The organism is Pedococcus sp. P2_E5, assembly GCF_056403895.1.
Genome location: NZ_JBFUEP010000009.1, coordinates 21,987 through 46,917 on the forward strand (window position 1 = coordinate 21,987; position 24,931 = coordinate 46,917).

At 70.6% G+C, this 24,931-nt stretch carries 25 protein-coding genes and 2 tRNA genes; 15 read left to right on the top strand and 12 right to left on the bottom strand.

Going from position 1 to position 24,931, the window contains the following annotated elements; translation table 11 throughout:
- Nucleotides 1-95: 95 nt before the first annotated feature.
- Nucleotides 96-983 (top strand): NAD-dependent epimerase/dehydratase family protein, encoded by an 888-nt coding sequence (locus AC1DVZ_RS04435; protein ID WP_477616967.1) that lies wholly within the window; start codon nucleotides 96-98, stop codon nucleotides 981-983.
- A gap of 45 nt (nucleotides 984-1,028) precedes the next feature.
- Here AC1DVZ_RS04435 and AC1DVZ_RS04440 read toward each other — a convergent pair whose 3' ends face one another.
- Nucleotides 1,029-2,162 carry a glycerophosphodiester phosphodiesterase gene (locus AC1DVZ_RS04440; protein ID WP_477616968.1) on the bottom strand — a complete coding sequence of 378 codons (1,134 nt, stop codon included), beginning with the start codon at nucleotides 2,160-2,162 and terminating at the stop codon, nucleotides 1,029-1,031.
- 126 nt (nucleotides 2,163-2,288) lie between these two features.
- On the opposite strand from AC1DVZ_RS04440, the gene AC1DVZ_RS04445 reads away from it, so the two are divergent.
- The 5 genes from AC1DVZ_RS04445 (at nucleotide 2,289) to fabF (ending at nucleotide 7,340) form a co-directional block, all read left to right on the top strand.
- Nucleotides 2,289-3,485 carry a PucR family transcriptional regulator gene (locus AC1DVZ_RS04445; protein ID WP_477616969.1) on the top strand — a complete coding sequence of 399 codons (1,197 nt, stop codon included), beginning with the start codon at nucleotides 2,289-2,291 and terminating at the stop codon, nucleotides 3,483-3,485.
- A 142-nt stretch (nucleotides 3,486-3,627) separates the two neighbouring features.
- Nucleotides 3,628-4,596, top strand: coding sequence for an ACP S-malonyltransferase (locus AC1DVZ_RS04450; protein WP_477616970.1), 969 nt, complete (start codon nucleotides 3,628-3,630; stop codon nucleotides 4,594-4,596).
- Between the two features lies 1 nt (nucleotide 4,597).
- A complete protein-coding gene (locus AC1DVZ_RS04455) occupies nucleotides 4,598-5,617 on the top strand; it encodes a beta-ketoacyl-ACP synthase III (protein WP_477616971.1) in 1,020 nt (339 codons plus the stop codon).
- A 114-nt stretch (nucleotides 5,618-5,731) separates the two neighbouring features.
- Entirely contained in the window at nucleotides 5,732-5,980 is a 249-nt protein-coding gene (locus tag AC1DVZ_RS04460; protein ID WP_056923461.1) for an acyl carrier protein, read from the top strand.
- Between the two features lie 115 nt (nucleotides 5,981-6,095).
- The gene (gene fabF, locus AC1DVZ_RS04465) at nucleotides 6,096-7,340 is read left to right on the top strand and encodes a beta-ketoacyl-ACP synthase II (protein ID WP_477616972.1); all 1,245 of its coding nucleotides are present in this window, start codon (nucleotides 6,096-6,098) and stop codon (nucleotides 7,338-7,340) included.
- A 127-nt stretch (nucleotides 7,341-7,467) separates the two neighbouring features.
- Here fabF and AC1DVZ_RS04470 read toward each other — a convergent pair whose 3' ends face one another.
- The 3 genes from AC1DVZ_RS04470 to AC1DVZ_RS04480 all read right to left on the bottom strand — a co-directional run bounded on the left by AC1DVZ_RS04470 (nucleotide 7,468) and on the right by AC1DVZ_RS04480 (nucleotide 9,432).
- Complete coding sequence (locus tag AC1DVZ_RS04470; RefSeq protein WP_477616973.1) at nucleotides 7,468-8,073, bottom strand: hypothetical protein; 606 nt, start codon at nucleotides 8,071-8,073, stop codon at nucleotides 7,468-7,470.
- 94 nt (nucleotides 8,074-8,167) lie between these two features.
- On the bottom strand, nucleotides 8,168-8,683 hold the full coding sequence (locus AC1DVZ_RS04475) for a DUF3145 domain-containing protein (protein ID WP_477616974.1): 516 nt from the start codon (nucleotides 8,681-8,683) through the stop codon (nucleotides 8,168-8,170).
- 287 nt (nucleotides 8,684-8,970) lie between these two features.
- Entirely contained in the window at nucleotides 8,971-9,432 is a 462-nt protein-coding gene (locus AC1DVZ_RS04480; RefSeq protein ID WP_477616975.1) for a hypothetical protein, read from the bottom strand.
- A 132-nt stretch (nucleotides 9,433-9,564) separates the two neighbouring features.
- Here AC1DVZ_RS04480 and AC1DVZ_RS04485 point away from each other — a divergent pair.
- Nucleotides 9,565-9,641, top strand: a tRNA-Ile gene (locus tag AC1DVZ_RS04485).
- Nucleotides 9,642-9,729: 88 nt separating this feature from the next.
- Here AC1DVZ_RS04485 and AC1DVZ_RS04490 read toward each other — a convergent pair.
- Both AC1DVZ_RS04490 and AC1DVZ_RS04495 read right to left on the bottom strand, forming a co-directional pair.
- Entirely contained in the window at nucleotides 9,730-9,852 is a 123-nt protein-coding gene (locus AC1DVZ_RS04490) for a hypothetical protein (protein WP_477616976.1), read from the bottom strand.
- A gap of 146 nt (nucleotides 9,853-9,998) precedes the next feature.
- Nucleotides 9,999-10,169: a hypothetical protein gene (locus AC1DVZ_RS04495; RefSeq protein WP_477616977.1), complete on the bottom strand. Its 171-nt coding sequence runs from the start codon at nucleotides 10,167-10,169 to the stop codon at nucleotides 9,999-10,001.
- A 157-nt stretch (nucleotides 10,170-10,326) separates the two neighbouring features.
- Here AC1DVZ_RS04495 and AC1DVZ_RS04500 point away from each other — a divergent pair, with 157 nt between their 5' ends.
- The 4 genes from AC1DVZ_RS04500 (at nucleotide 10,327) to AC1DVZ_RS04515 (ending at nucleotide 13,626) form a co-directional block, all read left to right on the top strand.
- On the top strand, nucleotides 10,327-11,067 hold the full coding sequence (locus AC1DVZ_RS04500; protein ID WP_477616978.1) for an amino acid ABC transporter ATP-binding protein: 741 nt from the start codon (nucleotides 10,327-10,329) through the stop codon (nucleotides 11,065-11,067).
- 71 nt (nucleotides 11,068-11,138) lie between these two features.
- A complete protein-coding gene (locus AC1DVZ_RS04505) occupies nucleotides 11,139-11,981 on the top strand; it encodes a glutamate ABC transporter substrate-binding protein (protein ID WP_477616979.1) in 843 nt (280 codons plus the stop codon).
- Nucleotides 11,982-12,076: 95 nt separating this feature from the next.
- Nucleotides 12,077-12,748, top strand: coding sequence for an amino acid ABC transporter permease (locus tag AC1DVZ_RS04510; RefSeq protein WP_477616980.1), 672 nt, complete (start codon nucleotides 12,077-12,079; stop codon nucleotides 12,746-12,748).
- Complete coding sequence (locus AC1DVZ_RS04515; RefSeq protein ID WP_477616981.1) at nucleotides 12,745-13,626, top strand: amino acid ABC transporter permease; 882 nt, start codon at nucleotides 12,745-12,747, stop codon at nucleotides 13,624-13,626. Before AC1DVZ_RS04510 ends, AC1DVZ_RS04515 begins: the two co-directional genes overlap by 4 nt.
- Nucleotides 13,627-13,692: 66 nt before the next feature.
- Here the strand turns inward: AC1DVZ_RS04515 and AC1DVZ_RS04520 are convergent.
- The 3 genes from AC1DVZ_RS04520 to dnaG form a co-directional block, all read right to left on the bottom strand.
- Nucleotides 13,693-13,768, bottom strand: a tRNA-Asn gene (locus tag AC1DVZ_RS04520).
- 85 nt (nucleotides 13,769-13,853) lie between these two features.
- Nucleotides 13,854-14,369: a hypothetical protein gene (locus tag AC1DVZ_RS04525; protein WP_477616982.1), complete on the bottom strand. Its 516-nt coding sequence runs from the start codon at nucleotides 14,367-14,369 to the stop codon at nucleotides 13,854-13,856.
- Nucleotides 14,369-16,315, bottom strand: coding sequence for a DNA primase (gene dnaG, locus AC1DVZ_RS04530; protein WP_477616983.1), 1,947 nt, complete (start codon nucleotides 16,313-16,315; stop codon nucleotides 14,369-14,371). Before dnaG ends, AC1DVZ_RS04525 begins: the two co-directional genes overlap by 1 nt.
- A 181-nt stretch (nucleotides 16,316-16,496) precedes the next feature.
- Between dnaG and AC1DVZ_RS04535 the strand changes: the two genes are divergently transcribed.
- The 3 genes from AC1DVZ_RS04535 to AC1DVZ_RS04545 are packed head-to-tail and all read left to right on the top strand — an operon-like array spanning nucleotide 16,497 to nucleotide 20,178.
- Complete coding sequence (locus tag AC1DVZ_RS04535; RefSeq protein ID WP_477617030.1) at nucleotides 16,497-17,528, top strand: iron ABC transporter substrate-binding protein; 1,032 nt, start codon at nucleotides 16,497-16,499, stop codon at nucleotides 17,526-17,528.
- Nucleotides 17,529-17,554: 26 nt separating this feature from the next.
- Entirely contained in the window at nucleotides 17,555-19,144 is a 1,590-nt protein-coding gene (locus AC1DVZ_RS04540) for an ABC transporter permease (RefSeq protein WP_477616984.1), read from the top strand.
- Nucleotides 19,141-20,178 carry an ABC transporter ATP-binding protein gene (locus AC1DVZ_RS04545; RefSeq protein ID WP_477616985.1) on the top strand — a complete coding sequence of 346 codons (1,038 nt, stop codon included), beginning with the start codon at nucleotides 19,141-19,143 and terminating at the stop codon, nucleotides 20,176-20,178. Before AC1DVZ_RS04540 ends, AC1DVZ_RS04545 begins: the two co-directional genes overlap by 4 nt.
- Before the next feature lie 18 nt (nucleotides 20,179-20,196).
- On the opposite strand, the gene AC1DVZ_RS04550 is transcribed toward AC1DVZ_RS04545, so the two are convergent.
- The 3 genes from AC1DVZ_RS04550 to AC1DVZ_RS04560 are packed head-to-tail and all read right to left on the bottom strand — an operon-like array spanning nucleotide 20,197 to nucleotide 23,411.
- Complete coding sequence (locus tag AC1DVZ_RS04550; RefSeq protein ID WP_477616986.1) at nucleotides 20,197-21,426, bottom strand: deoxyguanosinetriphosphate triphosphohydrolase; 1,230 nt, start codon at nucleotides 21,424-21,426, stop codon at nucleotides 20,197-20,199.
- 10 nt (nucleotides 21,427-21,436) lie between these two features.
- Nucleotides 21,437-22,117 (bottom strand): YdeI/OmpD-associated family protein, encoded by a 681-nt coding sequence (locus AC1DVZ_RS04555; protein WP_477616987.1) that lies wholly within the window; start codon nucleotides 22,115-22,117, stop codon nucleotides 21,437-21,439.
- On the bottom strand, nucleotides 22,035-23,411 hold the full coding sequence (locus tag AC1DVZ_RS04560; protein WP_477616988.1) for an amino acid permease: 1,377 nt from the start codon (nucleotides 23,409-23,411) through the stop codon (nucleotides 22,035-22,037). Before AC1DVZ_RS04560 ends, AC1DVZ_RS04555 begins: the two co-directional genes overlap by 83 nt.
- Nucleotides 23,412-23,491: 80 nt before the next feature.
- Between AC1DVZ_RS04560 and pdxR the strand changes: the two genes are divergently transcribed.
- A complete protein-coding gene (gene pdxR / locus AC1DVZ_RS04565) occupies nucleotides 23,492-24,928 on the top strand; it encodes a MocR-like pyridoxine biosynthesis transcription factor PdxR (protein ID WP_477616989.1) in 1,437 nt (478 codons plus the stop codon).
- Nucleotides 24,929-24,931: the final 3 nt, after the last annotated feature.

The following is a 24,931-nucleotide window of genomic DNA, read 5'->3' on the forward strand; positions in this document are numbered from 1 at the left end:
AAACCTCTTGCACGACAAGGTATGCCGCCCGCTCACCTGAGCGGGCGGCATACCTTGTTGTTGGGGTGGGGCGCAGGCTGGGGCAGGATGAGGGAGTGACCTCACAGCCCGCACCGACCACCCGACGCCGCGTCGCCGTCACCGGCTCCACCGGCAAGCTCGGCCGCACCGTCGTCGCCCACCTGGCCGAGCACGGGTACGACGTGCTCGCGCTCGACCGGACCCGGCCCGCCTCCCCGGCGACGCCGTTCATCACCGTCGACCTGACCGACTACGGCCAGGTGCTCGAGGCCTTCTCTGGCGGCACCGACGAGCACTCGACCCCCGTGGACGCCGTGGTGCACCTCGCGGCGATCCCCGCCTCCGGCCTGACCACCAACGCGGCGACCTTCGCGAACAACTCGGCCGCAACCTACAACGTCTTCGCCGCAGCCCGCGCCCTCAAGGTCCGCAGCATCGTCTGGGCCTCGAGCGAGACCGTCCTCGGCCTGCCCTTCGACACTCCCCCGCCCTACGTCCCCGTCGACGAGGAGTACCACCCGCGGCCCGAGTCGACCTACTCGCTGAACAAGGCACTCGAGGAGGAGATGGCCCGGCACTTCTGCCGCTGGGACCCCGAGCTGACGATGGTCGGCCTGCGGTTCTCGAACGTCATGGACCCCGAGGACTACGCGGCCTTCCCGTCCTTCGACGCCGACGCGTCACTGCGCAGGTGGAACCTCTGGGGCTACATCGACGGTCGCGACGGCGCGCAGGCCGTGCGGCTGGGACTCGAGCGGACCGAGCCCGGGTGCGAGGTCTTCGTCATCGCCAACGCCGACACCGTCATGGGCCGCTCGAGCGCGGACCTCATGGCCGAGGTGTTCCCCGGTGTCGAGGTGCGCAAGGACCTCGGCGAGCACGAGACCCTGCTGGGCATCGACAAGGCACGACGGCTGCTGGGCTACGAGCCGGCGCACTCCTGGCGGGAGCACGCCGGCTGAGCACACGCAGTCAGCCCGCGATCAGTGCCGGGGTCACGGACCGAGTCAGTGACCGAGGAACTCCTTGCGGGCGGTGACGCAGATGTCGGGCTGGTCGCAGAAGACCCCGTCCACGCCCGCCCGCAGGAACACCCCGACCTCGTCCACAGCCCTGCCGTAGTCCGCCGGGTTCGTGCCGACCCGGTAGTCGGTGGGCAGGAAGGTGTTCTCGGCGCGGAACGTGTAGGGCGTGACCTTGAGGCCGGCCGCGTGGGCGGCGGCAACCAGTCCGGTGGGACTGCCCAGGGTGCCGTCTCCGCGGCGCGGCACCACGAGGTTCTTGTCGGGGCCGATGCCGTCGATCGTGCCCGACAGCTGCGTGAGGCTCGCGGGGGCGAGCAGGTCGGCGTAGGTGCGGGGATCGCCGCTGCTGGCCAGGTCGAAGGGCGCGCCGGTCCCGCTCGCCAGGAACACCTCGTTGGCCTTGTAGCCGTAGGTCCGGCGAAGCGCGACGAGGTTGCCGAGCTCGAAGCTCTGCACCCACACCGGTGCCTTGGTGCGGTTGAGGTGGTACTCGTCCAGGAGCTTCATGAGCGCGGCCTCGGGGTTGAGCCCCTTGCTGTGGAAGTAGGTCGAGTGCTTGATCTCGGGGATGACCCCGACCTCGCGGCCGTACTCCTTGGAGAGCCTGTCCCGCAGCTCCAGCACCTCCTCGAAGGTCGGGACTGCGTACCGCCCGTCGTAGAGGGTGTTCTCCTGGCGGATCTGGGGCAGCCGCTCCTTGGCACGCAGGGTCCGCAGCTCCGCCAGCGTGAAGTCCTCCGTGAACCACCCGGTCGTCGAGACGCCGTCGAGCAGCTTGGTGGTCTTGCGGGCGGCGAACTCGGTGTGGTCGGCGACGTCGGTCGTCCCCGAGATCTCAGGTTCGTGGCGGTCGACGAGGACGCCGTCCTTGGTCATGACGAGGTCGGGCTCGATGTAGTCGGCGTGCATGGCGACGGCCAGCTCGTAGGCGGCCACCGTGTGTTCGGGCCGGTACCCGGAGGCGCCCCGGTGGGCCAGCACCAACGGGACGGTGGCGGTCGCCGTGCGGGCGGTGTCCGCGGTGGCCGATCCGGCGGTGGCGGTGGCGCTGGACGCGACCGTGGAGCCGAGGACGAGGGCCCCGGTGACGACGAGGGCAGGGAGGGTTCTGGTCATGGCCACGACGCTAGGAACTGCCGGGTCGCGGCGGGCGACCACGCGGTGTCGAGCGGGTGAAGCCCGGCCGAACCGTCGGCGGCCGCACCGCCACGGTTGTGGGCGGCATACAAATAGAATGGGCGGATGCCGGCCACTCGCGTGACCACGTCGACCGCCACCCTGCAACGGGTCGAGCGGTCTGCGGGCGAGCTCTCGTCGGCCGCGACCAGGCGGATGGAGGCGGCCCACGACTGGTACCGCGTGCTCTCGGCCGAGGACCGCTCGTGGGTGGGGCTGGTGGCCCAGGCCGGCATTGCCGCGTTCATCGCCTGGCTCAGGGCCGGCGGTGACCAGACCCCGGTGACCGCCGACGTGTTCGGGACGGCCCCACGTGAGCTGACCAGGTCGATCACCCTGCGCCAGACCCTCGACCTCGTGCGGTCCGTCGTGGACGTCGTCGAGCAGGACGCCACAGCGCTCGCCGAGCCCGGCGAGGAACAGGCGCTGCGCGAGTCGGTGTTGCGCTACTCACGGGAGATCGCGTTCGCTGCCGCCGAGGTCTACGCCCACGCCGCCGAGGCGCGCGGCGCCTGGGACGCCCGGCTCGAGGGCCTGGTGGTCGACGCGGTGCTGCGTGGCGAGGCCGACGACTCGATGCAGTCGCGCGCCGCGGCCCTCGGCTGGGGCTCCACGACGAGGGTCGCCGTCGTCGCGGGCAGCACACCCCCGGGCGGCTCGGCGGGCATCGTGGACGGGCTGCGGCGTGCGGCCGAACGCGTCGGTGTGGACACGCTCATTGCCGTCCAGGGACGCCGGCTCGTCTGCATCCTCGGCAATGTCGACGACCCCATGACGGCCGCCCTCGCGGTCGCCGACCACTTCGGCGACGGACCGCTCGTCGTGGGACCCACGGTGCCTCACCTGTTCGCGGCCGGCCGGTCGGCGCGGGCCGCGTTGGCCGGACAGTCCTGCGCCCACGCCTGGCCGGGCGCCCCCCGCCCGGTGACCGCCGACGACCTGCTCGCCGAGCGCGTCCTCGTGGGCGACGCCCCGGCCCGGGCGCTCCTCCTCGACCGCATCTGGCACCCGTTGTCGTCCAGCAGCGGCGGCCTGCTCGAGACCGCCTCGGCCTACCTCGAGACCGGCGGCGGCCTGGAGGGCACTGCGCGCGTGCTGTTCGTGCACCCCAACACGGTGCGCTACCGCCTGGGCAAGATCGCCGACCTCACCGGCTACCAGCTCACCGACCCGCACGACGCCCACACGGTGCGGATCGCCCTGGCCCTCGGCAGGCTCAGCCGACCCTTCACCACCGCTCCCAGGCCCAGCACGGGCGCCTAGAAGGGGCGTCACCGGTGTCGGGAGGTGACGCCGCCGCCCCGGTCCCGCACCGTCCTCTTTGTAGACATCCTCCAAATGTCGTGCCGGATGTTCGTGCCAAACGGTCACGCTGAGGTCACGGCCGGACCGCAAGGCTGGGAGCGTGCTAGCAATCGTCTGCCCGGGACAGGGCTCCCAGACCCCCGGCTTCCTCACCCCGTGGCTCGAGCTGTCGGCGTTCCGCGAGCGGCTCGAGTCGCTGTCCGAGGTCGCGGGACTCGACCTGGTCGCGCACGGCACCACCTCGGACGCCGAGACCATCAAGGACACCGCGGTGGCCCAGCCGCTCATCGTTGCCGCGGGCCTTGCCACGGCTGCCGTCCTGCTCCCCGACGGGCCCACCAGCCCGGTCGGGGTCACCGCCGGGCACTCGGTCGGCGAGATCACGGCTGCCGCCTTCGCGGGCGCGCTGTCCGACCACGACGCGATGGTGTTCGTCCGTGAGCGCGGGGCCGGGATGGCCGCCGCCAGCGCCCTCGCTCCGACCGGCATGAGCGCGGTGCTCGGAGGCGACCCCGTCGAGGTCGCCGAGGCGCTCAACCGCCACGGCCTCACCGCCGCCAACGCCAACGGCGCCGGCCAGACGGTCGCCGCCGGCACCCTCGACCAGCTCGCGGCCCTGGCCGCGGACCCTCCCGCCAAGACGCGGGTCATCGCGCTGCAGGTGGCCGGGGCCTTCCACACCGCCCACATGTCGCCTGCGGTCGAGGCCCTCGAGCAGCTCGCCGCAGACTTCGACGTCAGCGACCCGGGCGTCACCCTCCTGTCCAACGCCGACGGCCAGCCCGTGGCGAGTGGGTCCGACGCCCTGGCCCGCCTGGTCAAGCAGGTGAGCAGCCCGGTCCGCTGGGACCAGTGCATGCAGACCATGGTCGACCTCGGCGTCACCGCGATGATCGAGCTGGCCCCGGCAGGCACCCTCGTCGGCCTCGCCAAGCGTGCGATGCCCGGAGTTGCCACACTGGCAGTCAAGACGCCCGACGACCTCGAGGCGGCGCAGCAGCTGGTTCGCGACCACGGCGGCGACCCCGCCTCCCCACGTTCCTTTCCCACCGACGCGCAAGAGGCCTGACATGACCGCACCAGCCCCCAAGGGCACCGGCTTCATCACCCCCGCCGAGGGAGCGACCTACGCACGCATCATGGGCGTCGGTGGCTACCGACCCGAGCGCGTCGTCATGAACTCAGAGCTCGTCGAGGCGATCGACTCCTCCGACGAGTGGATCCAGGAGCGCTCGGGCATCAAGAGCCGCCGGTTCGCGGCCAAGGACGAGAGCGTCGTCGACATGTCCGAGGCGGCCACGCGCGAGGCGCTCACCGCAGCCGGGCTCGAGGCGTCCGACGTCGATGCGGTGGTCGTGGCCACGGTCACCCACCCCTACCAGACCCCTGCAGCCGCACCGATTCTCGCCGACCGCCTCGGCATCCGCGGTGCAGCCTTCGACATCTCCGCCGCCTGTGCGGGGTACTGCCATGCCGTGAGTTTGGCCAGCGACATGGTCCGCGGCGGCAGCGCCCGCCACGTCCTCGTCGTCGGGGTCGAGAAGCTCTCCGACTTCACGGACATGAAGGACCGGGGGTCGGCCTTCATCTTCGGTGACGGCGCCGGAGCCGCGATCATCGGCCCGTCGGACACCCCGTCCATCGGCCCCACCGTGTGGGGTTCGGACGGCTCGCAGTGGAAGACCATCTCGCAGCGGGACTCGTGGGTCGAGGTCCGTGACGGCGACCTGGGCTGGCCCGCCATCGGCATGGCCGGGCAGTCGGTCTTCCGCTGGGCCGTCTGGGGAATGGCCCCTGTCGCCCAGAAGGCTCTCGATGCCGCCGGTGTGCGCGCGGAGGACCTTGACGCCTTCATCCCGCACCAGGCCAACATGCGGATCATCGACGCCATGATCAAGCAGCTCAAGCTGCCCGCCGACATCCCCGTCGCACGCGACATCGCCGAGACCGCCAACACGTCCGCCGCCTCGATCCCCCTCGCCACCGAACGCATGCTCCGCGAGGGCGAGGTGGCCCATGGGGGGCTCGCCCTCCAGATCGGCTTCGGTGCCGGCCTCGTCTATGCCGCGCAGGTCGTCGTCCTCCCCTGACCAGACTCCCGCCGGCCCGCGGGTGATCCGGGCCACCGCAGTGACCACAGCACGTGCCCAACACCAGTGACACCAAGAGGCTGTCACGTCAACAGAATGAAGGAGCTGAGCCGGATGGCGCAGAGCGAGCAGGAGATCCTCGAGGGTCTGGCCGAGATCGTCAACGAGGAGACCGGGCTGGACACCGAGTCGGTGCAGTCCGAGAAGTCCTTCACCGACGACCTCGACATCGACTCGCTGTCGATGATGACCATCGTCGTCAACGCCGAGGAGAAGTTCGGCGTGCGGATCCCCGACGACGAGGTCAAGAACCTCAAGACCGTCGGCGACGCCGTCAGCTTCATCGCCAAGAACCAGGGCTGAGCCGGTCTGAACCCAGCGCGGGTGGCGGCCACGCGGCATACCGATGCTGCTCGGCCGCCACCCCGCAACCGGCGCCCCGCCACCGCACCACCCCGACGAAGGAGCAGACCCAGCCATGACCGCCGAACGACGTGTCGTCGTCACAGGCCTCGGAGCCACCACCCCGGTGGGCGGCAACGTCCCCGACACGTGGGACGCCATCCTGGCCGGACGGTCAGGCGCGAAGACCATGCCCTTCGACTGGGTGGAGAAGTACGAGCTCCCGGTGAAGTTCGCAGCCACGATCCACACCCAGCCACTGGACGTGCTGACCAAGGTCGAGGTGCGCCGGCTCGACCCCAGCGCCCAGTACGCCCTCATCGCCTCCCGCGAGGCCTGGGCCGACGCCGGCTCCCCGGAGGTCGACCCCGAACGTCTCGCCGCCTGCATCGGCACCGGCATCGGCGGCGTCTGGACGCTGCTCGACCAGTGGGACAACCTGCGCGAGAAGGGACCGCGCCGGGTCTTCCCCCTGGCCGTGCCCATGCTCATGCCCAACGCCTCGTCGGCTGCCGTCTCTCTGGAGATCGGCGCCCGTGCCGGAGCCCACACGCCCGTCTCCGCCTGCGCCTCCGGGCTCGAGGCGATGGGGTATGCCTACGAGATGATCCGCAACGGCCGTGCCGACATCGCGGTCGCCGGCGGCACGGAGGGCGCGGTCCACGCGCTGCCCATCGCCGGGTTCGCCGCGATGCAGGCCTTGTCGACCCGCAACGACGACCCCGAGCGCGCCTCACGCCCCTACGACACCGGCCGTGACGGCTTCGTCCTGGGCGAGGGTGCGGCCGTGATCGTGCTCGAGGAGTACGAAGCGGCCAAGGCCCGTGGCGCCAGGATCTATGCCGAGATCGGTGGCGTGGGCATGTCCTCGGACTCCCACCACATCGCGGCGCCGGAGCCCGAAGGTGCCGGCGCGTCCCGGGCCATGGTCGAGGCCGTTAAGCGAGCGGGCCTGACCCCCAAGGACATCGTGCACGTGAACGCACACGCCACCTCGACCCCGGTCGGTGACGTGGCGGAGTCGAACGCCATCCGTCGCGCCTTCGGCGACGACACCGACGGTATGCCGGTCAGCGCCACGAAGTCGATGACCGGTCACCTCCTCGGGGCGGCCGGGGCCCTCGAGGGCGTCCTCACGATCCTCGCCCTGCACCACCGGCTCGCTCCCGCCACGATCAACCTGGACGACTTCGATCCCGCGATCAAGCTCGACGTCGTGCACGGTGAGGCGCGCACGCTGCCGGACGGCGACATCGCGGCGCTCAACAACTCGTTCGGCTTCGGTGGCCACAACGTAGCGGTGGTCTTCACCAGCATCTAGGCAAGGCTTCAGCGCCGGCTGGCCAGAGCCGGCACCAGGCAGACGAGAGACGCCCGCCCCCAGACCTGGGGGCGGGCGTCCTTGGTCTCACCGCACCCGCGGTGCGACAGAGGGTCCTCTGCAGCTGCTAGTGACCCGGCGGCTTCGTGTGCTGGGCCTGCGTCGGGAGGATGTGGATGTCGATCAGGGGCGACGTGGTGGTCGACGGCGTCGGTGTCGTGGTCCGTGGAGCCGGCGCTGCGCCCGTCGAGCTGCTCTGCGACGTGGTCGCGGCCGGGGCAGGCGGCGCCGTGCGAGACGCCTTGGACCGCGAGGAGGTCGAGGAGGTCGCCGGCCGAGCCACGTCCGATGCACCGGTGGTGGCCATCGGGGTCGGGGTCGCGGTCAACGAGGTGCCGGCCTTGGCCGGTGCGGACGCACCCTCCGACGAGGCCTTGCTCGGGAGGATGAAGGCGAAGGACATCAGGGCCGTCAGCCCGCCGATCCACAGCAGGACCAGGGACGGCAGGGGCTTCCAGCTGGCGTCACGCCCTGCTTGCTGCCGGTGTCGCAGGAACTCGCGAACATAGGCGATGAGAGTCAGGACGGCCACCACTGCCACCACCCACAGGCTCCACGATGCGATGTGCGCACCACGGGGCAGGTCGGCGGCCAGGATGAGCCGGGCGCACCACAGCAGCGTCCCCACACAGACTGCAGCCAGCGCCCCCACAAGTAGGTTGGGGCGGGTCACGCATTCCTCCAGAGTCGTCGGTCAGCGCGCTAGGTTACCCAACGCCCAGCCGAATCCTCGAAACGTGCAGGTCAGCGCGGCAGGTCGGACCCGCTCAGCCCACCTTGTGCAACCAGCGCACCGGAGCCCCGTCGCCGGCGTACCGGAACGGCTCCAGCTCGGCGTCCCAGTCGGTGCCGAGCAGCTCCTCGACCATCTCGACCATGGCCTCGGGAGAGCCCTGGGACAGGCGCAGCACCTCGCGCAGGCGGTCCTCGTTGATGACCGCGTCGCCGGAGGCGGAGGTCCACGTGTGGTGGATCCCCAGGGCAGGCGTGTGGGACCAGCGTGAGCCGTCCGACCCGGCGCTGGGCTCCTCGGTCACCTCGTAGCGCAGGTTGTCCCACCCACGCAGCGTCGAGGCGAGCTTGGCGCCGGTGCCTTGCACCCCTGCCCACGCGAGCTCCGCGCGGACAAGTGCGGCACCGGCAGGTTGGGGCGTCCAGTCGATGGCCACCCGGCCATCGAGCGCGGCCTCCAGTGCCCAGGTGATGTGCGGGCACAGCGCTTTGGGGGTGGAGTGAATGAACACCACCCCGCGGGTCATGACACGCGGCATCGCGACAGACATCCGGGCCTCCTTCGGTGTGCGAGGGACGTCTTCCCCACGAACCTCGTCACCTGCTGGCCTGGCTGCTTGTCGCATCTTCAGTTGGCGTGCTCGCCCATTGTGCACCACGAAGCACTCAGGCACCAGCACCCACACCAACCTCAGTGTCATCTCATGGAACAGTCGCCTCGCGGAACAGCGGCCTGGCGACCACACCAGAGGTGCCGGTATGCCGCGTGGTGACCACGCGGCATACAGGCACCTCTGGTGTCAGGTCCCTTGTGTGTCGTGACCCGCGGCGGGCCGGCTCAGGTGGTCGAGCTGGACTCGCCCGAAGGGGCCGTCGGCGCGCTCCCGCGGCCGCCCGGTCCGCCGGCGCCACCCACCTGGACGTTGGTCACCGCGAAGCCCTTGTCGATCTGGACGATGATGTGGGTGCCGTCGGTGCGAACCATGTGAGCCTCGTAGACGCCGTCCGAGTCGGTCTCGACGCGCTCGATGGTGGCGGTGGGCTCCTTGGCCTTGGCCGCGGCCGTGACCTTGGCCGCCACGTCACCGGTCAGCAATGTCTCGTCCGAACGCATCGGCTTGCTCGGGTCGGTGTTGCCGTTGCCCTGGGGGGCCTCCCCCTGGCCCGGCGCGACCTGGCCGTAGGCGGCACCGGTCGATGTCGGTGAGGTCGCATCGGCGCTGGCCAGGGACGCTCCGGTGATGGCGATGCCGGCGGCGGCAGCGAGACCGGCGGCCACGGGGACGATTCGGATCTTCATGAGGTGCTCCTTCGGTGGTGGAGCTCCACCGTGCAACCGCGCCCTATGACGCAGACCTCCACAGACCGTGGGTTGCCTGTGGGCTGGGCGGTAGGCTCACGGCGCCCAGCCGGTGCATGCCGAGCTGGTGCCGGGGCAGTAGCTCAGTCGGTCAGAGCAGCGGACTCATAATCCGTCGGTCGTCGGTTCAAGCCCGACCTGCCCCACCAGTGTCGAAGTGGTTTCGGCTGATGCTTGACAGGTGTTTCGGCTGATCCTTGACACAGCCCCCGGCTGTCGAGGTCCCGCGCATGGGGCCTACTCGCCCTGCGGGCCGCCGAACGGCCGCCAGGCACCGTGGCGGAGCAAGCGCACCAGGTCGGCACGCTCCTCGGCGGACAGCGTCCTGGCGTCACTGACGGGGGAGCTCGGCTCACTCATGCGGAAAGGCTACAAACCCGGGCCGCCTTTCCCTGCCACATCGGGCCCGCCGACGGGAGGTCCCACCGAACGGACGAGGCGGACCCCATGACGAACGGCCCGAGTTGGGCTTCTGGGCCCCGATTTCCGTCACGCCGGCGAGGTGGCTACGTCACTTCACTGGCCACGAGCCAGGCGACCGCCACCCACGCGAGAACCATCCACGCCACCAGGCCCCGCTCGGCCTCGTCGGTGTGCCGGCTGTACCGCAGGCCCACGACGTACCCGGCGACCGCAACCACCAGTGCGACCCAGGCGAGCAGGTCGAGGAACCTCATGGGTCAAGCGTGCTCCCGCCGTGACCGTCCGTCCAGACCGAGGCGGTCGGGCAGGCCGGCATTCACGCCTGACGGCTCGTTCGCGTCGGGTTGCTATTGCATGACAGTGGCAGCCTGAGGGATCCGCTGATCGCGACAAACCGATAGGTTGCCGGACATGACGGAGCCACTGGTCGTTCTCAAGGGCGTCAACAAGCACTTCGGCGAGCTGCACGTCCTGCAGGACATCAACCTGTCCATCGGCAAAGGCGAGGTCGTCGTCGTGATCGGCCCCTCGGGGTCGGGCAAGTCGACGCTGTGCCGCACCATCAACCGGCTCGAGACCTTCGAGACCGGCTCGATCACCATCGACGGTGTGCCCCTGCCCGAGGAGGGCAAGGAGCTGGCCAAGCTGCGTGCCGACGTCGGCATGGTGTTCCAGTCCTTCAACCTGTTCGCGCACAAGACGATCCTCGACAACGTGACCCTCGGTCCGATCAAGGCCCGCAAGGTCCCCAAGGCCGAGGCGCAGAAGCGCGCCATGGAGCTGCTCGAGCGCGTCGGCGTGGCCCACCAGGCCCAGAAGTTCCCCGCCCAGCTCTCCGGCGGACAGCAGCAACGGGTGGCCATCGCCCGTTCCCTCGCCATGGACCCCAAAGTGATGCTCTTCGACGAGCCCACCTCTGCCCTGGACCCCGAGATGATCACCGAGGTCCTCGACGTCATGGTGGCCCTGGCGAAGGAGGGCATGACCATGGTCGTCGTCACCCACGAGATGGGCTTTGCCCGCAAGGCAGCCAACCGGGTGGTCTTCATGGCTGACGGCCAGATCGTCGAGGAGAACACCCCAGAGGGCTTCTTCACCACACCCAAGTCGGATCGCGCGAAGGACTTCCTCGGCAAGATCCTGACCCACTGACAATCCAGACCCGCACTGCACTGCACACCGGGGCGCACCAGCGCAGCGGCAACACATCAGGAGGAAACGGAATGAACATTCGTCAGATTGGCGCAGTGACCGCCGCATCGGTCCTCGCGCTCGGCCTGACCGCCTGCGGCGACAGCGCCAAGGACTCCGGCTCGGACGGCGGTGGTGGCGGCAGCAAGTTCAAGGTCGGCATCAAGTTCGACCAGCCGGGCATGGGGCTCAAGGAGGGCTCGAAGTACACCGGATTCGACGTCGATGTGGCTACCTACGTGGCCAAGGAGCTCGGTCACGAGGCCGGCGACATCCAGTGGGTCCAGGCTCCGACGCCCCAGCGCGAGACGCTCATCTCGACCGGTCAGGTCGAGATGATCGTGGGCACGTACTCGATCAGCGACGCCCGCAAGGAGAAGGTCTCCTTCGCCGGCCCGTACTTCGTCGCCGGCCAGGACCTCCTCGTGCGCGCCGACGACTCCTCCATCACCGGCCCGGAGGCGATGACCGGCAAGAAGCTCTGCTCGGTCACGAACTCGACCTCGGCCCAGAAGGTGAAGGACAAGTACCCGGGCGTCCAGCTCCAGGAGTTCGGCACCTACTCGGAGTGCGTGGCTGCCCTGGTCTCCAAGGGCGTCGACGCCCTGACGACGGACAACACGATCCTCGCCGGCTACGCCTCGCAGGCCCAGTACAAGGGCAAGCTCAAGGTCGTCGGCAAGACCTTCTCCGAGGAGCGCTACGGCATCGGTCTCAAGAAGGGCGACACCGCCACCTGCGAGAAGATGAACGCTGCGATCGCCAAGATGATCTCCTCCGGCGAGTGGCAGAAGGCCGTCGACAAGAACCTCGGTCCGGCCGGGTTCCAGGTCGACAAGGCCACCAACCCGCCCAAGCAGGACGCCTGCACCTGATCGGTCAGGCACTGGCACTGGTATGCCGCCCGCTCCCGCGAGCGGGCGGCATACCGCAGCGTTCGTCCGGTTGACCCTCCAACGGAAGGTTCTGAATGGGTGACATCCTGAGCACCTACGGCACCGAGATCCTCGACGCGTTCTGGGTCACCATCCGGCTCGCACTGGTCGCCGGGGTCGGCTCCCTCGTCATCGGCACCCTCGTCGCGGTCATGCGACTGTCACCAGTACGCGTTCTGCGGCTGCTGGGCGCCTGGTACGTCAACGTCTTCCGCAACACCCCGCTGACCCTGCTCATGCTGTTCAGCATCCTTGGACTCACGTACATCCTCGGCCTCAGCCTGGACCAGGCCGACGTGACGCAGAACGCGCTGCGGTGGTCTGCCGTGATGCTGTCGGTCTACCACGCGGCTTTCGTGTGCGAAGCCTTGCGGTCTGGCGTCAACACCGTTCCGGTCGGTCAGGCGGAGGCGTCTCGGTCGATCGGCCTGACCTTCTCACAGGGCATGCGCGAGGTGATCCTCCCCCAGGCGTTCCGGGGAGCCATCGCCCCGCTCGGCTCCAACTTCATCGCCCTCGTCAAGAACACCACGGTCACGGCCGTCATCGTCGCGTCCGAAGCCGGTGGCCTGATGCAGAAGGTCATCGAGAACGAGACCGGCACGCTCTCGGTCTTCCTGATCTTCGCGATCGGCTTCGTCATCCTCACACTGCCCCTGGGCGTGTTCTTCACGTCGTTGTCGCAGCGCCTGGCGGTGAAGCGATGAGCGCCTCCGTCCTCTTCGACGCACCGGGGCCCAAGGCGCGCCGACGCCACGCGACGCTCTCCGTCATCGGCGTGCTGCTCGTCGTCGCCGCGGGCTACATCGTGGTCCGCAAGATGCAGGACGCGAACCAGCTCCAGGGCTACATGTGGAAGCCCTTTGTCACCGACCGCTCGGTCTGGCGCGACTACCTGCTCATCGGGCTCTGGGGCACCGTCAAGGCCGCGGTCATCTCCATCACGCTGGCCCTGGCCTTCGGGCTGCTCTTCGGCCTCGGCCGGCTGTCGAGCAACCGGGTGATCCGATGGGCGTCGGGCGTCGTCGTCGAGTTCTTCCGTTCCATCCCGGTGCTCATCATGATGATCGCCAGCTACGGCTACTACTCCCGTTCCGGTGTCTTCTCCAGCGAGACGGCACCCCTCGCGGGAGTCGTCACGGGCCTGACGCTCTACAACGGGTCGGTCATTGCCGAGCTGGTCCGCTCCGGCGTCTTCTCGCTGCCCAAGGGCCAGTCGGAGGCGGGCCTGTCGATCGGGCTGACCGAGTCGCAGACGCTGCGCTCGATCCAGCTGCCCCAGGCCATCACCGCCATGCTGCCCGCGCTGATCGGGCAGTTCGTCGTCATCCTCAAGGACTCGGCGCTGGGCTTCGCCATCACCTACGGCGAGCTGCTCATCTGGTCCAAGACCCTGGGGTCCGCCTTCGCGAACACCTTGCCGGCCTACATCGTGGCAGCGGTCCTGTTCATCCTCATCAACTTCTCGCTGACCGTCGTCGCGGGCAAGGTCGAGAAGCGCCTGTCCAAACGTGGCCGCACGACGATCCACGAGGCCGCTGCCGTCCCTGCGCCAGCCGCGGCCGGCGCAGGCGCAGCGGCCTGACACGCCTGACTCGAGAAGGCACGACGAAGGCCCCGGACCGGATGGTCTGGGGCCTCGTTGGTGTGGTGGCTCCCCCGGTTGGACTCGAACCAACAACCTGCCGATTAACAGTCGGCTGCTCTGCCAATTGAGCTACAGGGGAATGTCCGTCTGCGGTCCCCCGCGTTCGGCGCTGCGCAACCATAGCAAAGGATGCGCGCAGTTCTGAAAACGGCCGGGCCGTGGTGTCAGCGGCCGACTTGCTCGCGCAGGTAGGCCAGCGCGGCCTCGGTGCGGGCGGTCATCTCGGCGTCGTCGGCGCGCACCCCGCGACCCAGCACCACCTGCTCGACGAGGTCGCCGGTGGCCAGGTCCTGGCGCAGTACCGCCTTGGCCCACCGCCGCGGCCCCAGCTCGATCCGCTGGGCCAGGACGACGCTCGCCTGGACGCGTTCGCGCAGCGTCTCCGGCAGCAGGCTCGTGGCACCCAGGACCCACTGCGACGGCCTCGAACCATCCACCCAGGTCACGGTCAGCTGGGTGAGCTCGGCCGACCAGGTGCCCCCGTCCACCTCGTGCCACGGGCGGGCGAGCGTCCGGACTCCCGCTGCGTCCACGGCACACAGGGCATGGTTGGTGGCCACCACGGTCGTGCCGCTGGCCACCTCCCGACCCCAGCTGAGGACTCGTTCGCCGCCGCTCAGTCCGACGGCCTCGCGGACCTGGGTGGGCAGCCTTTCCGCACGGCGCAGCGAGAGCGCCATCAGGAGGCCCGGTCGCGCAGGGTGGCGAGCTCGCGCTGGAGCTCCTGGAGCTGCGTGCTGAGCGTGCGCGCCGCCGCGGGGTCGGAGTGCGAGTCGGTGGCCATGCGCCGCATCGCCGACATCGCGTCGGCGATGCGGCGGGTCAGGGAGACCTCCTGGACGCGAGTGAGCAGGGCGTCGATGTAGCGGCGCTCGGGCAGGCCGGTGGCCCTGTCCATGCGTGTGGGCAAGGGCGCGACGGCGAGCTCGGCGATGAGGCCGTGGACCGCCAGTGGCGCGGCCTGCGTGACCCGGTCGCCCCAGGCCTGCACCGACAGCCCGCGCTGTGGCCCGCCGGCCCCGCGCACCCCGTCGAAGACCGCCCGGTGGGCAGGGGCGGTGAACGCGTCGGCGGACACCTTGTCGACGTCGTCCGTGGTGAAGCTGTCGGGGTACTGCAGCAGCGTCTGGAGCAGCTGGCGCTCGGCGAAGACGATCGGGTCGCGCAGGTCCGGCGTCGGCAGGGCGGCTCGGGCCTCCTCGATGGAGGGCTCCGGCACGGTGTCGGCATCAGGACGACGCTCGCGACCGGCGGGTGCGTCCTTGGCCTCCTTGGCGTCGCGGGCAGCCGTTCGCTGGGCGCGCGACACCTCGGCCTGCACCTGCTCCACCTCGACCCCGATCCAGCCCGCGACGGTGCGGATGTACTCGGGGCGCATCGAGCTGTCGCGGATCGAGTTCACGATCGGCGCGGCCGCGCGCATGGCCTGCACCCGCCCCTCGGCCGTCACCATGTCGAAACGGTCGATCGTGGTGCGCACCGCGAACTCGAACAGCGGCACGGCGTCGTCGATGAGGTGGCGGACGGCGTCGTCGCCCTTGGCGATCCGCAGCTCGCACGGGTCCATGCCGCCGTCGGCCACCGCCACGAACGACTGGGACGCCCAGCGCTGGTCCTCGGCGAACGAACGCATCGCTGCCTTCTGGCCCGCCGCGTCGCCGTCGAACGTGAAGACGACGCGGGCCGGCGCGAGGTCGACCTCGTCGCGCATGATCCGGCGCAGCATCTTGATGTGGTCGACACCGAAGGCGGTGCCACACGTCGCCACGGCACCCTCGATCCCCGCCAGCTGGCACGCCATGACGTCGGTGTAGCCCTCGACGATGACCGCTTTGCGTTCTCCTGCAATGGATTTCTTCGCCAGATCCAGGCCGTAGAGCACCGTGGACTTCTTGTAGATCGGGGTCTCGGAGGTGTTGAGGTACTTGGCCGCGATCCGGTCGTCGTCATAGAGGCGCCGTGCGCCGAACCCCACCGTGTCACCGGTGATGTCGCGGATCGGCCAGACCAGCCGCCCACGGAACCGGTCGTAGAGCCCGCGGCTCCCCCGCCCCGACAACCCGCCCAGGACGAGCTCCTCGTCGGTGAAACCCTTGGACCGCAGGTGGCGCGACAGGTCTTCGCCACCTCGCGGGGCGAACCCGACCCCGAACCGTTTGGCCGCCTCACTGTCGAACCCGCGCTCGCGCAGGAAGTCGCGGCCGGCCCTGGCCTCGGGGGCGTTGAGCAGCGCGTGGTGGTAGAACTCCTGCGCGACGCGGTGCGCCTCGACCAGCCGCGAGCGCCGTCCGAGGGACTCCCCGCCGCCGGGCTTGCCGCCTTCTTCGTAGTGCAGCTCCATGCCGAGCTTCTGCGCGAGCCGCTCGATCGCCTCGGTGAAGGTGAGGTGCTCGACCTTCTGCACGAAGGAGATGACGTCACCGCCCTCGCCGCAGCCGAAGCAGTGCCAGGCCCCGACGGTCGGACGGACGTTGAACGACGGGGACTTCTCGTCGTGGAAGGGGCACAGCCCCTTCATCGAGCCCGGTCCGGCAGGTCGAAGGGTCACGTGCTCGCGCACGACGTCCTCGATCGACGAACGCTCCTTCACGAGCGCGACGTCGTCGGCCTTGATCCGACCCGGCACTGGCCCTCCTTGTCGCGGCCGAGTCTAGGCGGTGCGTCCCGTCCCGCGTGGCCCACCTCCACAGCTGAGGTATGCCGCGTGGCCGCCCACGCGGCATACCCGGACTGGGCCCTCGGTGCCCAGAAAGGTAAGGTAAGGCTTGCCTTCTCGCCCCCATCGTGTTCAGGAGACCACCACCGTGATCCGCCGACGGACCGCCCTGCTCGCCCTGGCGACCACAGCCACCCTGGCCCTGACGGCCTGCGGCGGAGACGGCAGCCTCGAGGCGGGCAAGAACCTCGACCCGGACAAGCTGACGATCTACAGCGCCCAGCACGAGAACCTCACCCAGGCCTGGGCGAAGAAGTTCCAGGAGGACACCGGCGTCAAGGTGCAGATCCGCTACGGGTCGGACTCCTCCATGGGCGCGCAGATCGTGCAGGAGGGCGCCAAGAGCCCCGCGGACGTGTTCCTCACCGAGAACTCCCCCGCCATGACGACCGTGCAGAACGCCGGGCTCCTCGCGAAGGTCGACGACGCGACGGTCGGCCAGGTCGGCGCCGAGTACGCGCCGTCGACCCACGAGTGGGTCGGGATTGCCGCGCGCTCCACCGTGCTGGTCTACAACCCCGGCAAGATCACCGAGGCCGAGCTGCCGACGTCGATCATGGACCTGCAGGACCCGAAGTGGAAGGGCAAGTGGGGTGCCGCCGCGGGAGGTGCCGACTTCCAGGCCATCGTCTCGGCCATCCTCGAGACCCAGGGCGAGGCCAAGACCGCCGCCTGGCTCACGGGCCTCAAGGACGGCGCGCAGATCTACCAGAACAACATCGCGGTCATGAAGGCCGTCAACGCCGGACAGGTGCCGGTCGGGATCATGTACCACTACTACTGGTACCGCGACCAGGCGCTCACCAAGGCCGGCAGCAAGAACACCAAGCTCCTCTACTTCCGCCACCAGGACCCGGGTGCGTTCGTCAGCATCTCGGGCGGTGCGGTGCTCAAGTCGAGCAAGAGGGGCGCCAACGCGCAGAAGTTCCTCGCCTTCGTCACGTCCAAGGAGGGCCAGGGCATCCTCGCCACGAGTGACGCCAAGGAGTATGCCGTGGGCAAGGGCGTGGCCTCCGACAAGGCCCTGGAGCCCCTGGACACCCTCGAGGCGCCGCAGGTGGACCCGTTCAAGCTCAACGGCCCCAAGGTCATCGAGCTGATGACGACGGCCGGCATCCTCTAGGTGCCGCACTCCTCAGGACGCCACTCATGCCGTCACTCCTGACGCCTCTCATGACGTCTCTCACCACACCCCGGAGGGGTCGCTCGAACCCCACCCCGGCAGCGGTCGTCGCGGCCAGCCTCGTCGTGGCGGCTGTCTGCGTGCTCCCCCTCGTGGTCGTGGCGGTCAAGGCGTTCGACATCGGCTGGGGGCCGGCCTGGGACCTGCTGTGGCGGCCGCGCGTCGGCGAGCTGCTGCGCAACACCGGGGCGCTCGTGCTGCTCACGGTCTCGCTCACGACGGGGCTCGGCATCGCTGCCGCCTGGCTGGTCGAGCGGACCTCGCTGCCGGGTGCGAAGTTCTGGCGGGTGCTGATGGTCTGCCCGCTGGCCGTGCCTGCCTTCGTGAACTCCTACGCCTGGGTGACGGTGCGCCCCGACCTCCAGGGGCTCGGGGGTGCCGTGCTGGTGACGACGCTGTCCTACTTCCCGTTCGTCTTCCTGCCCGTGGCGGCGGTGCTGCGCGGCCTCGACCAGAGCCTCGAGGACTCCGCCCGGTCGCTGGGCCTGGGTCCCTGGCGGTCGTTCTTCCGCGCGGTCCTGCCCCAGCTGAGACCCGCTGCCCTCGGCGGCATGCTGCTCGTCTCGCTCCACCTGCTGTCCGAGTTCGGCGTGCTCGCGATGCTGCGGTTCCCCACCTTCACCACGGCGATCCTCGAGCAGTTCCAGGTCGCCTTCAGCAACAGTGCCGGCAGCCTGCTCGCGGTCGTGCTGATCGCGCTGTGCCTGGGGCTGCTCACGGCCGAGCTGCTCCTGCGCGGCACGGTGCGGCACGCCCGACTGGGTCGGGGCGCAGCCCGTCGCGCCCTGCCCGCCAGGCTCGGTAGGTGGACGGCGCCGGCCCTGCTCGGCATGACGGTCCTGACGGTGCTGGCCCTGGGGGTGCCGCTCGGGAGCCTCGTCTACTGGTTCCGCGCCGGGAGCGGCGGCCTGACCGAGAGCGCCTTCGACCCGGGCGAGCTCGTGACGACGCTCTGGGGCACGCTGCGCCTGGCCCTCGTCGCGGGGGTCGTCACCGTCGTGGCGGCGTTCCCCGTCGCATGGCTCATTGCCCGGCGTCGCACCTGGCTGTCCATCCTGGTGGAGCGGGCCACCTACGTGGCCTCGTCCCTGCCCGGTGTGGTCATCGCCCTCGCGCTGGTCACCCTGTCGGTCCGCTACGCCCGCCCCGTCTACCAGACCAGTGTCGTCCTCGTCGCGGCATACGCCATCCTGTTCATCCCCCGCGCGATGGTGAGCATCAGGGCGGCCATGGCCCACGCCCCCGAGGAGCTCACCGAGGCCGCGCGGGCGCTGGGCGACGGGCCGTTCCGGGCCTTCGTGCGCGTGCTCGTGCCGCTCACCGCGCCCGGCGCGCTGGCCGGCTTCGCCATGGTGTTCATCGCGACGTCGACCGAGCTGACGGCGACGCTGCTGCTCGCGCCGACCGGCACGCAGACACTGGCGACGGCGTTCTGGAGTGCGAGTGAGAGCATCGACTACGCGGGCGCCGCGCCCTATGCCGCTGCGCTCGTGCTGGTGTCCGCCCCCCTGACCTATCTCCTGCTGCGCCGACCCGACGAGGAGCCCGCCCTGTGACCACGCTGCGCATCTCCGGTGTCGCCGCGTCCTACGACGGACGACCCGTCCTGCACGGGCTCGACCTCGTCGTGCCGTCGGGCACCACGTCGGCGATCCTGGGCGCCTCGGGCTGCGGCAAGACGACGCTGCTGCGTGTGGTGGCCGGGTTCCAGCAGGCCGACGAGGGAGTGGTGCAGCTCGGCGACCGGACGGTGACCGGCCCGGGTGTGTGGGTCGCGCCCGAGAAGCGTGGCATCGGCTACGTCGCCCAGGAGGGCAACCTCTTCCCCCACCTCAGCGTCGGGGCCAACGTCTCCTACGGGCTCGCCCGACACGCCCGCCGCGCGGGCGAGCGCGTGGCTGAGCTGCTCGAGCTGGTGGGGCTCTCCCCCGACCTCGCGGCGCGTCGCCCCGACCAGCTCTCCGGTGGGCAGCAGCAGCGGGTGGCACTGGCCAGGGCCCTCGCCCGGCGTCCCACGGTCGTGCTGCTCGACGAGCCGTTCTCCTCCCTCGACGCGGGACTGCGCTCCTCGACCCGCGAGGCCGTCGCGCAGGCGCTGGCCCACGAGGACGTCACGGTCGTGCTCGTCACCCACGACCAGGCCGAGGCGTTGTCGTTCGCCGACCAGGTCGCCATCATGCACGACGGCCGGTTCTCCCAGGTGGGCACGCCGTCCGAGGTCTACGGCACCCCTGCGGACCGTCACGCGGCGGCCTTCCTCGGAGACGCGGTCTTCCTTCGCGGAAGCGCCGACGGCACGGATGTCAGCACCGCCCTCGGGCGGCTCGCCGTCCACCAGCCGGCCCCAGCGGGCACGGTCGACGTGCTCATCCGACCCGAGCAGATCGTGCTGCGCGACATGGCGCCCGGGATCCCCTGCGCCGAGGTCCTGTCGACGACCTACTTCGGTCACGACGCGCTCGTGGCGCTGCGTCTGCAGGCTGACCACACGGTGGTGACAGCCCGCGTCAACGGCTCTGACGTCCCGCACACAGGATCGATCGTCGGTCTCTCGGTGGTCGGCGAGGCGCGAGCCTTCGAGACGCACTGACCCCTCGTCGCGGCGGGGTCAGCTCCAGATGCGGTGCAGGTACTCCGCGCGGACGTCGGTGAGTGAGGCCACCTGGTCGACGACGACGCGCAGCGCGGCGGCATCGGACTCAGCGTTCTTCCAGTCCCCGAGCAGGTCGGGGTCCAGCCGCGCGACCGGGTCCTGCTGGTAGCCGGCGACCAGGTCCGCCACGACCTCGCGCTGCCTCGTCAGCACGTCGACCCGTTCCTGCGCGTGCATGACGAAGTGGGCAGCCACCGCCTTGAGGACAGCGCACTCAGCGCGGGTGTCGTCGGGCACCACCAGGTCGGCGGCGTAGCGGGTCAGCGGCCCTTCACCGTGCCGCTCGCGCGTGGCCACCTCGACCCCGTGCACGAACCGTCCGATGAGCCGTGAGGTCATGTCCTTGAGCGCAGCACGGTCCACCCGCGAGCCGTCGTATGCCGTGGGGACGGCGCCGCTGGCGAGCACGCGTTCCAGCGCCGCACCGAGGGCGTCGATGCCCAGGTCCGCGGCGTAGAGCCCCGTGGCCACCGCCAACACCGAGTCGACGTCGGTGGCGTCACGCAGTCGTCGCACGTCCAGGCGGCCGGAAGCGATCGCGTCCTCCACGTCGTGCACCGAGTAGGCGACGTCGTCGGACCAGTCCATGACGTCGGCCTCGATGCAGCGCTCCCCCTGCGGCCTGCCGTCGCGGAACCAGTCGAACACCGGCACGTCATCGGCATAGACGCCGAACTTCCTTGTGGGAGTGCCGCTTTCGCCGCGCACCCAGGGGTACTTGGTGGCCGCGTCCAGGGTCGCGCGCGTGAGGTTGAGGCCAGCTGGGCGACCGTCGGGATGGACCCGCTTGGGCTCCAGACGGGTCAGCAGTCGCAGCGTCTGGGCGTTGCCCTCGAAGCCGCCGATGTCGCGGGCGATGTCGTCCAGAGCACGCTCGCCGTTGTGGCCGAAGGGCGGGTGCCCGAGGTCGTGCGCCAGGCAGGCGGAGTCGACCACGTCGGCGCTGCAGCCGAGGGCCTCGCCGAACTCACGACCGATCTGGGCCACCTCGAGGCTGTGGGTGAGCCGGTTGCGGACGAAGTCGTCGTCGCCGGGCTGCACGACCTGGGTCTTGGCCGACAGCCGTCGCAGCGAGGCCGAGTGGACGAGCCGGGCCCGGTCCCTCGCGAAGTCGTCGCGGTCGGCGCGCCTGGTGGCAGGGTCCTCCCGCACCCAGCGCTCCCGGTCGACCGAGGTGTAAGCCACGGCGCCGAGCCTACGACTGTGCAGCGCGGGCTGCCTCGGCAGCCCGCTCCACCCACTTGGGCTGCTCGCCGTACCGCTGGCTGGGGATCAGCCGGCCGGCGGCGCTGTCCTCCAACAGCTGGGCCATCCGCTTGTCGCGCGTCGCCTCCTGCTTGGCGGTCATCACCCAGTGCAGGGCCAGCCTCCTGTAGGACGCGGTGGCGACCTCCCAGAAGGCGCTGGCCGCGGCGTCGTCGGCCAGCCGCGCGGCATACCCAGGCGCCAGCTCGACCTCGCCCGACTCGTAGGAGTAGATGCCGGACCGGTCGGCCCGACGCAGCTCGTAGGCAGCGATCCCGGACGGCTGCATGCGGCCCTCGGCCTTGAGTCGCTCGACGGCCGCGATGTTGATCGCGCTCCAGTTGCTGGTGCGCTTGCGCGGAGTCCACCGTTGTCGCGTCGTGTCCTCGTCGATGCGCTGCGCGACCGAGTCGATCCAGCCCCAGCACAACGCCTCGATGACGGCCTGCTCCCAGGTGAGCCCGCGGTCGGCGACGTGCCTCTTGTTCAGGCCCATCCAGAGCTCCGTGGCGGTGTCGTGGTTGGCCGCCAGCCAGGCCCCGAACTCCTCAGGCCCCGAGAAGAACGTCGCAGGTCTCTCCGGTGTCCCGCCCGGTGTGCCGATCTGCTTCGGTGTGCCCTTCCGCGTCATGGCCGAAGCCTGCCACGACGGTCCGACGCCCGCGCCACGTCTGGTACCCCACGGCGGCAGCGGCGATCCCGACCGCCCACAGGACGTGCCAGCCGTTCATGACCAGCAGCCCGAGCACCGACGTCAGGGCGACGACCGCGGTCCACCACACCCGGGACCCGCGCGGGAGCAGGCGCACGGCGGCTGCCGTGCCGAGGACGTACACGAGCGTGAAGCAGCCGGTGGCCAGCAGCATCAACGGCGTCAGGCCGAGGTGCAGCACCTCGCCGGCGACCAGCCACACGACCGACTGCATGGCGATCAGGGCCAGGCTGCGTCGTGGCACCTGACCAGCGCCCGACCCCGAGGCGAGGTATGCCGGCAGGGCGCCGTCGCGAGCCAGTGCGGCCCCCAGCCGGGACCCGCCTGCGTAGTACGCGTTCATGGCGCCCACCGTGAGGAGGATGGCCACCACGGCCGTGACGACCCGCACCTGTCCACCGAGGCCCGCCGCGAGCAGGTCGGACAACGGCGCCTCGCTGGACCCCGTGGCAGGCCCGAGCACCATCAGGCTGGTGGCAGCGAGGGCCAGGTAGAGGGTCCCGACGACCACCACGGCGACGGCGGTGGCCCGGGGCACGTCGCGGGACGGTCGTCGGTAGTCCCCCGCCAGCGACGCGACGGCCTCCCAGCCGGCGAAGCCCCAGACCAGCAGCGCGGCCGCCGGACCGACGGCACCCCAGCCGTGGGGGGCGAACGGCTGCAGGTGCTCCAGCCGGGCGTGCGGCAGCGCGGCAACGATCGTGACCACCATGAGGGTGGCGAGGACCGCGGTGAGGCCGAGCTGGACGCGCCCGGACAGGCGCAGCCCGGCGGCGTTCATCAGTGCGACTCCCACGATGAGCGCAGCCGCGACGGCGACAGCCACGGTGCGGCCAGCGCCGAAGGCGTCGGAGACATAACCTCCGGCCATCAGCGACGCCGGCGGCGCCCCCACCGGCACCGCGAAGTAGAAGCACCACCCCACGGCGGCGGAGGCCTTGGGCCCGAAGGCACGCCGCACATAGGTCGAGACCCCACCGCTGTCGGGGAACCGCGCGCCCATCGCCGCGAAGGTGGACGCGAGGGGGACGCTCAGCAGCACTAGGGCCGCCCAGGCGACCAGCGAGGCCGGCCCGGCGATGCCCGCGGCGATGGCCGGCAGCGTGATGACGCCCGTGCCGAGCACCGCGCCGATCGACAGGGCGGCGCCCTGCGGGACGGACAGCCCGAACGGCCGGGCGCCGGTGGTGGTGGTCGTGGCTGTCGTGGTCATGCTTTCAGCATGCCGCTCGATTGGACCCGCGCGAAGAGCCACTTCTCGCCAATCCGGTTGGACCAATCTAGGCTGGCGGAGTGGACCTGCACCTGCGCCCGCACCTGGGCCTGTCCCTCGACGGTGTCGCGGTCGGCGACCGGGCCTCGACCCTCTACGAACACCTGCTCGACGCCGTCGTCGACGGCCGTCTGGCTGCGGGCTCGAGGGTGCCACCCACCCGCGAGCTCGCCACCGAGCTGGGCCTGTCGCGCGGGACCGTCACCACGGTCTACGACCGACTCACCGCCGAGGGCTTCCTGACGGCCCGAGTCGGCTCGGGCACCTTCGTGAGCAGGGACGTCGTGCCACAGCGCACGCGACACGCGCCGGTGGGCGACGTGCGACCGCGGGCCGTCTGGGCGACCTTGCCTCCCCCGGTCCTCGACGCGCCGGCCGCCGAGTTCGACCTGTCCGTCGGCGGTCCCGACACCTCGCTGTTCCCCCTCGCGGTCTGGCGGCGGCTCGTCTCCGCAACCCTCCGACCCTCGCTGTTGGCCGCCTCGGCCTACGAGGGTCAGGGGGACGCCGGCTTGCGTCGGGAGATCGCGAGGTATGCCGGGCTGTCCCGCTCCGTCGTCGCCGGCCCGGGGGACGTGCTGCTCACCAACGGCGCCCAGCAGGCGCTCGACGTCATCGCGCGGGCGGTGCTCGATCCCGGTGACGTCGTCGTCGTCGAGGACCCGGGGTACACCGCCGCGACCCGCCTGTTCGTCTCGCACGGCGCCCGGGTGCAGGGGGTCCGCGTGGATGGCGAGGGCCTGGTCGTCGAGGAGCTCCCCCGCACCGCCCGAATGGTCTACGTCACTCCGTCGCACCAGTTCCCGACCGGGGCGGTGATGTCACTGCGGCGACGGATCGCGTTGCTGGAGTGGGCATCTCGACGCAACGCTGTGATCGTCGAGGACGACTACGACTCGGAGTTCCGGTTCGAGGACCGGCCGCTCGCACCACTGCAGAGCCTCGACCGGGACGGGCGCGTCGTCTATGTCGGGTCGTTCTCCAAGACCCTGATGCCGTCGCTTCGGGTGGGTTACCTCATCGCCCCCCAGTCGCTCCAGCACACCCTGGGCCAGGCCAAGCTGCTGACGGACTGGCAAGGAGATGCCGTCACCCAGGGCGCCCTCGCGCGGTTCATGGCCGAGGGCCTGCTCTCCGCCCATGTCCGCCGGGTCACCCGGGTCTACGCCCGGCGCCGGGCCGCCCTCGTGAGGGGGTTGGAGGCTCTGCCCGCGGGCACCCTGGAGCTGCTCCCGTCCGCGGCCGGGCTGCACCTGTGCACCTACTTCGTCGACCGGACCGTCGACGACGTGGCGGTGGCCAGGGCCGCGTCGGAGGCCGGGGTGTCGCTCGAGCCGGTGTCCGTGCGGTTCCTCGACACACCGCCGCGGCCCGGTCTCGCGATGGGGTTCCGTCGGGTCACCGTCGAGCAGGTGCCCGAAGCCATCCGCCGACTCGCGACGGTCCTCCCGCGGTAGCCC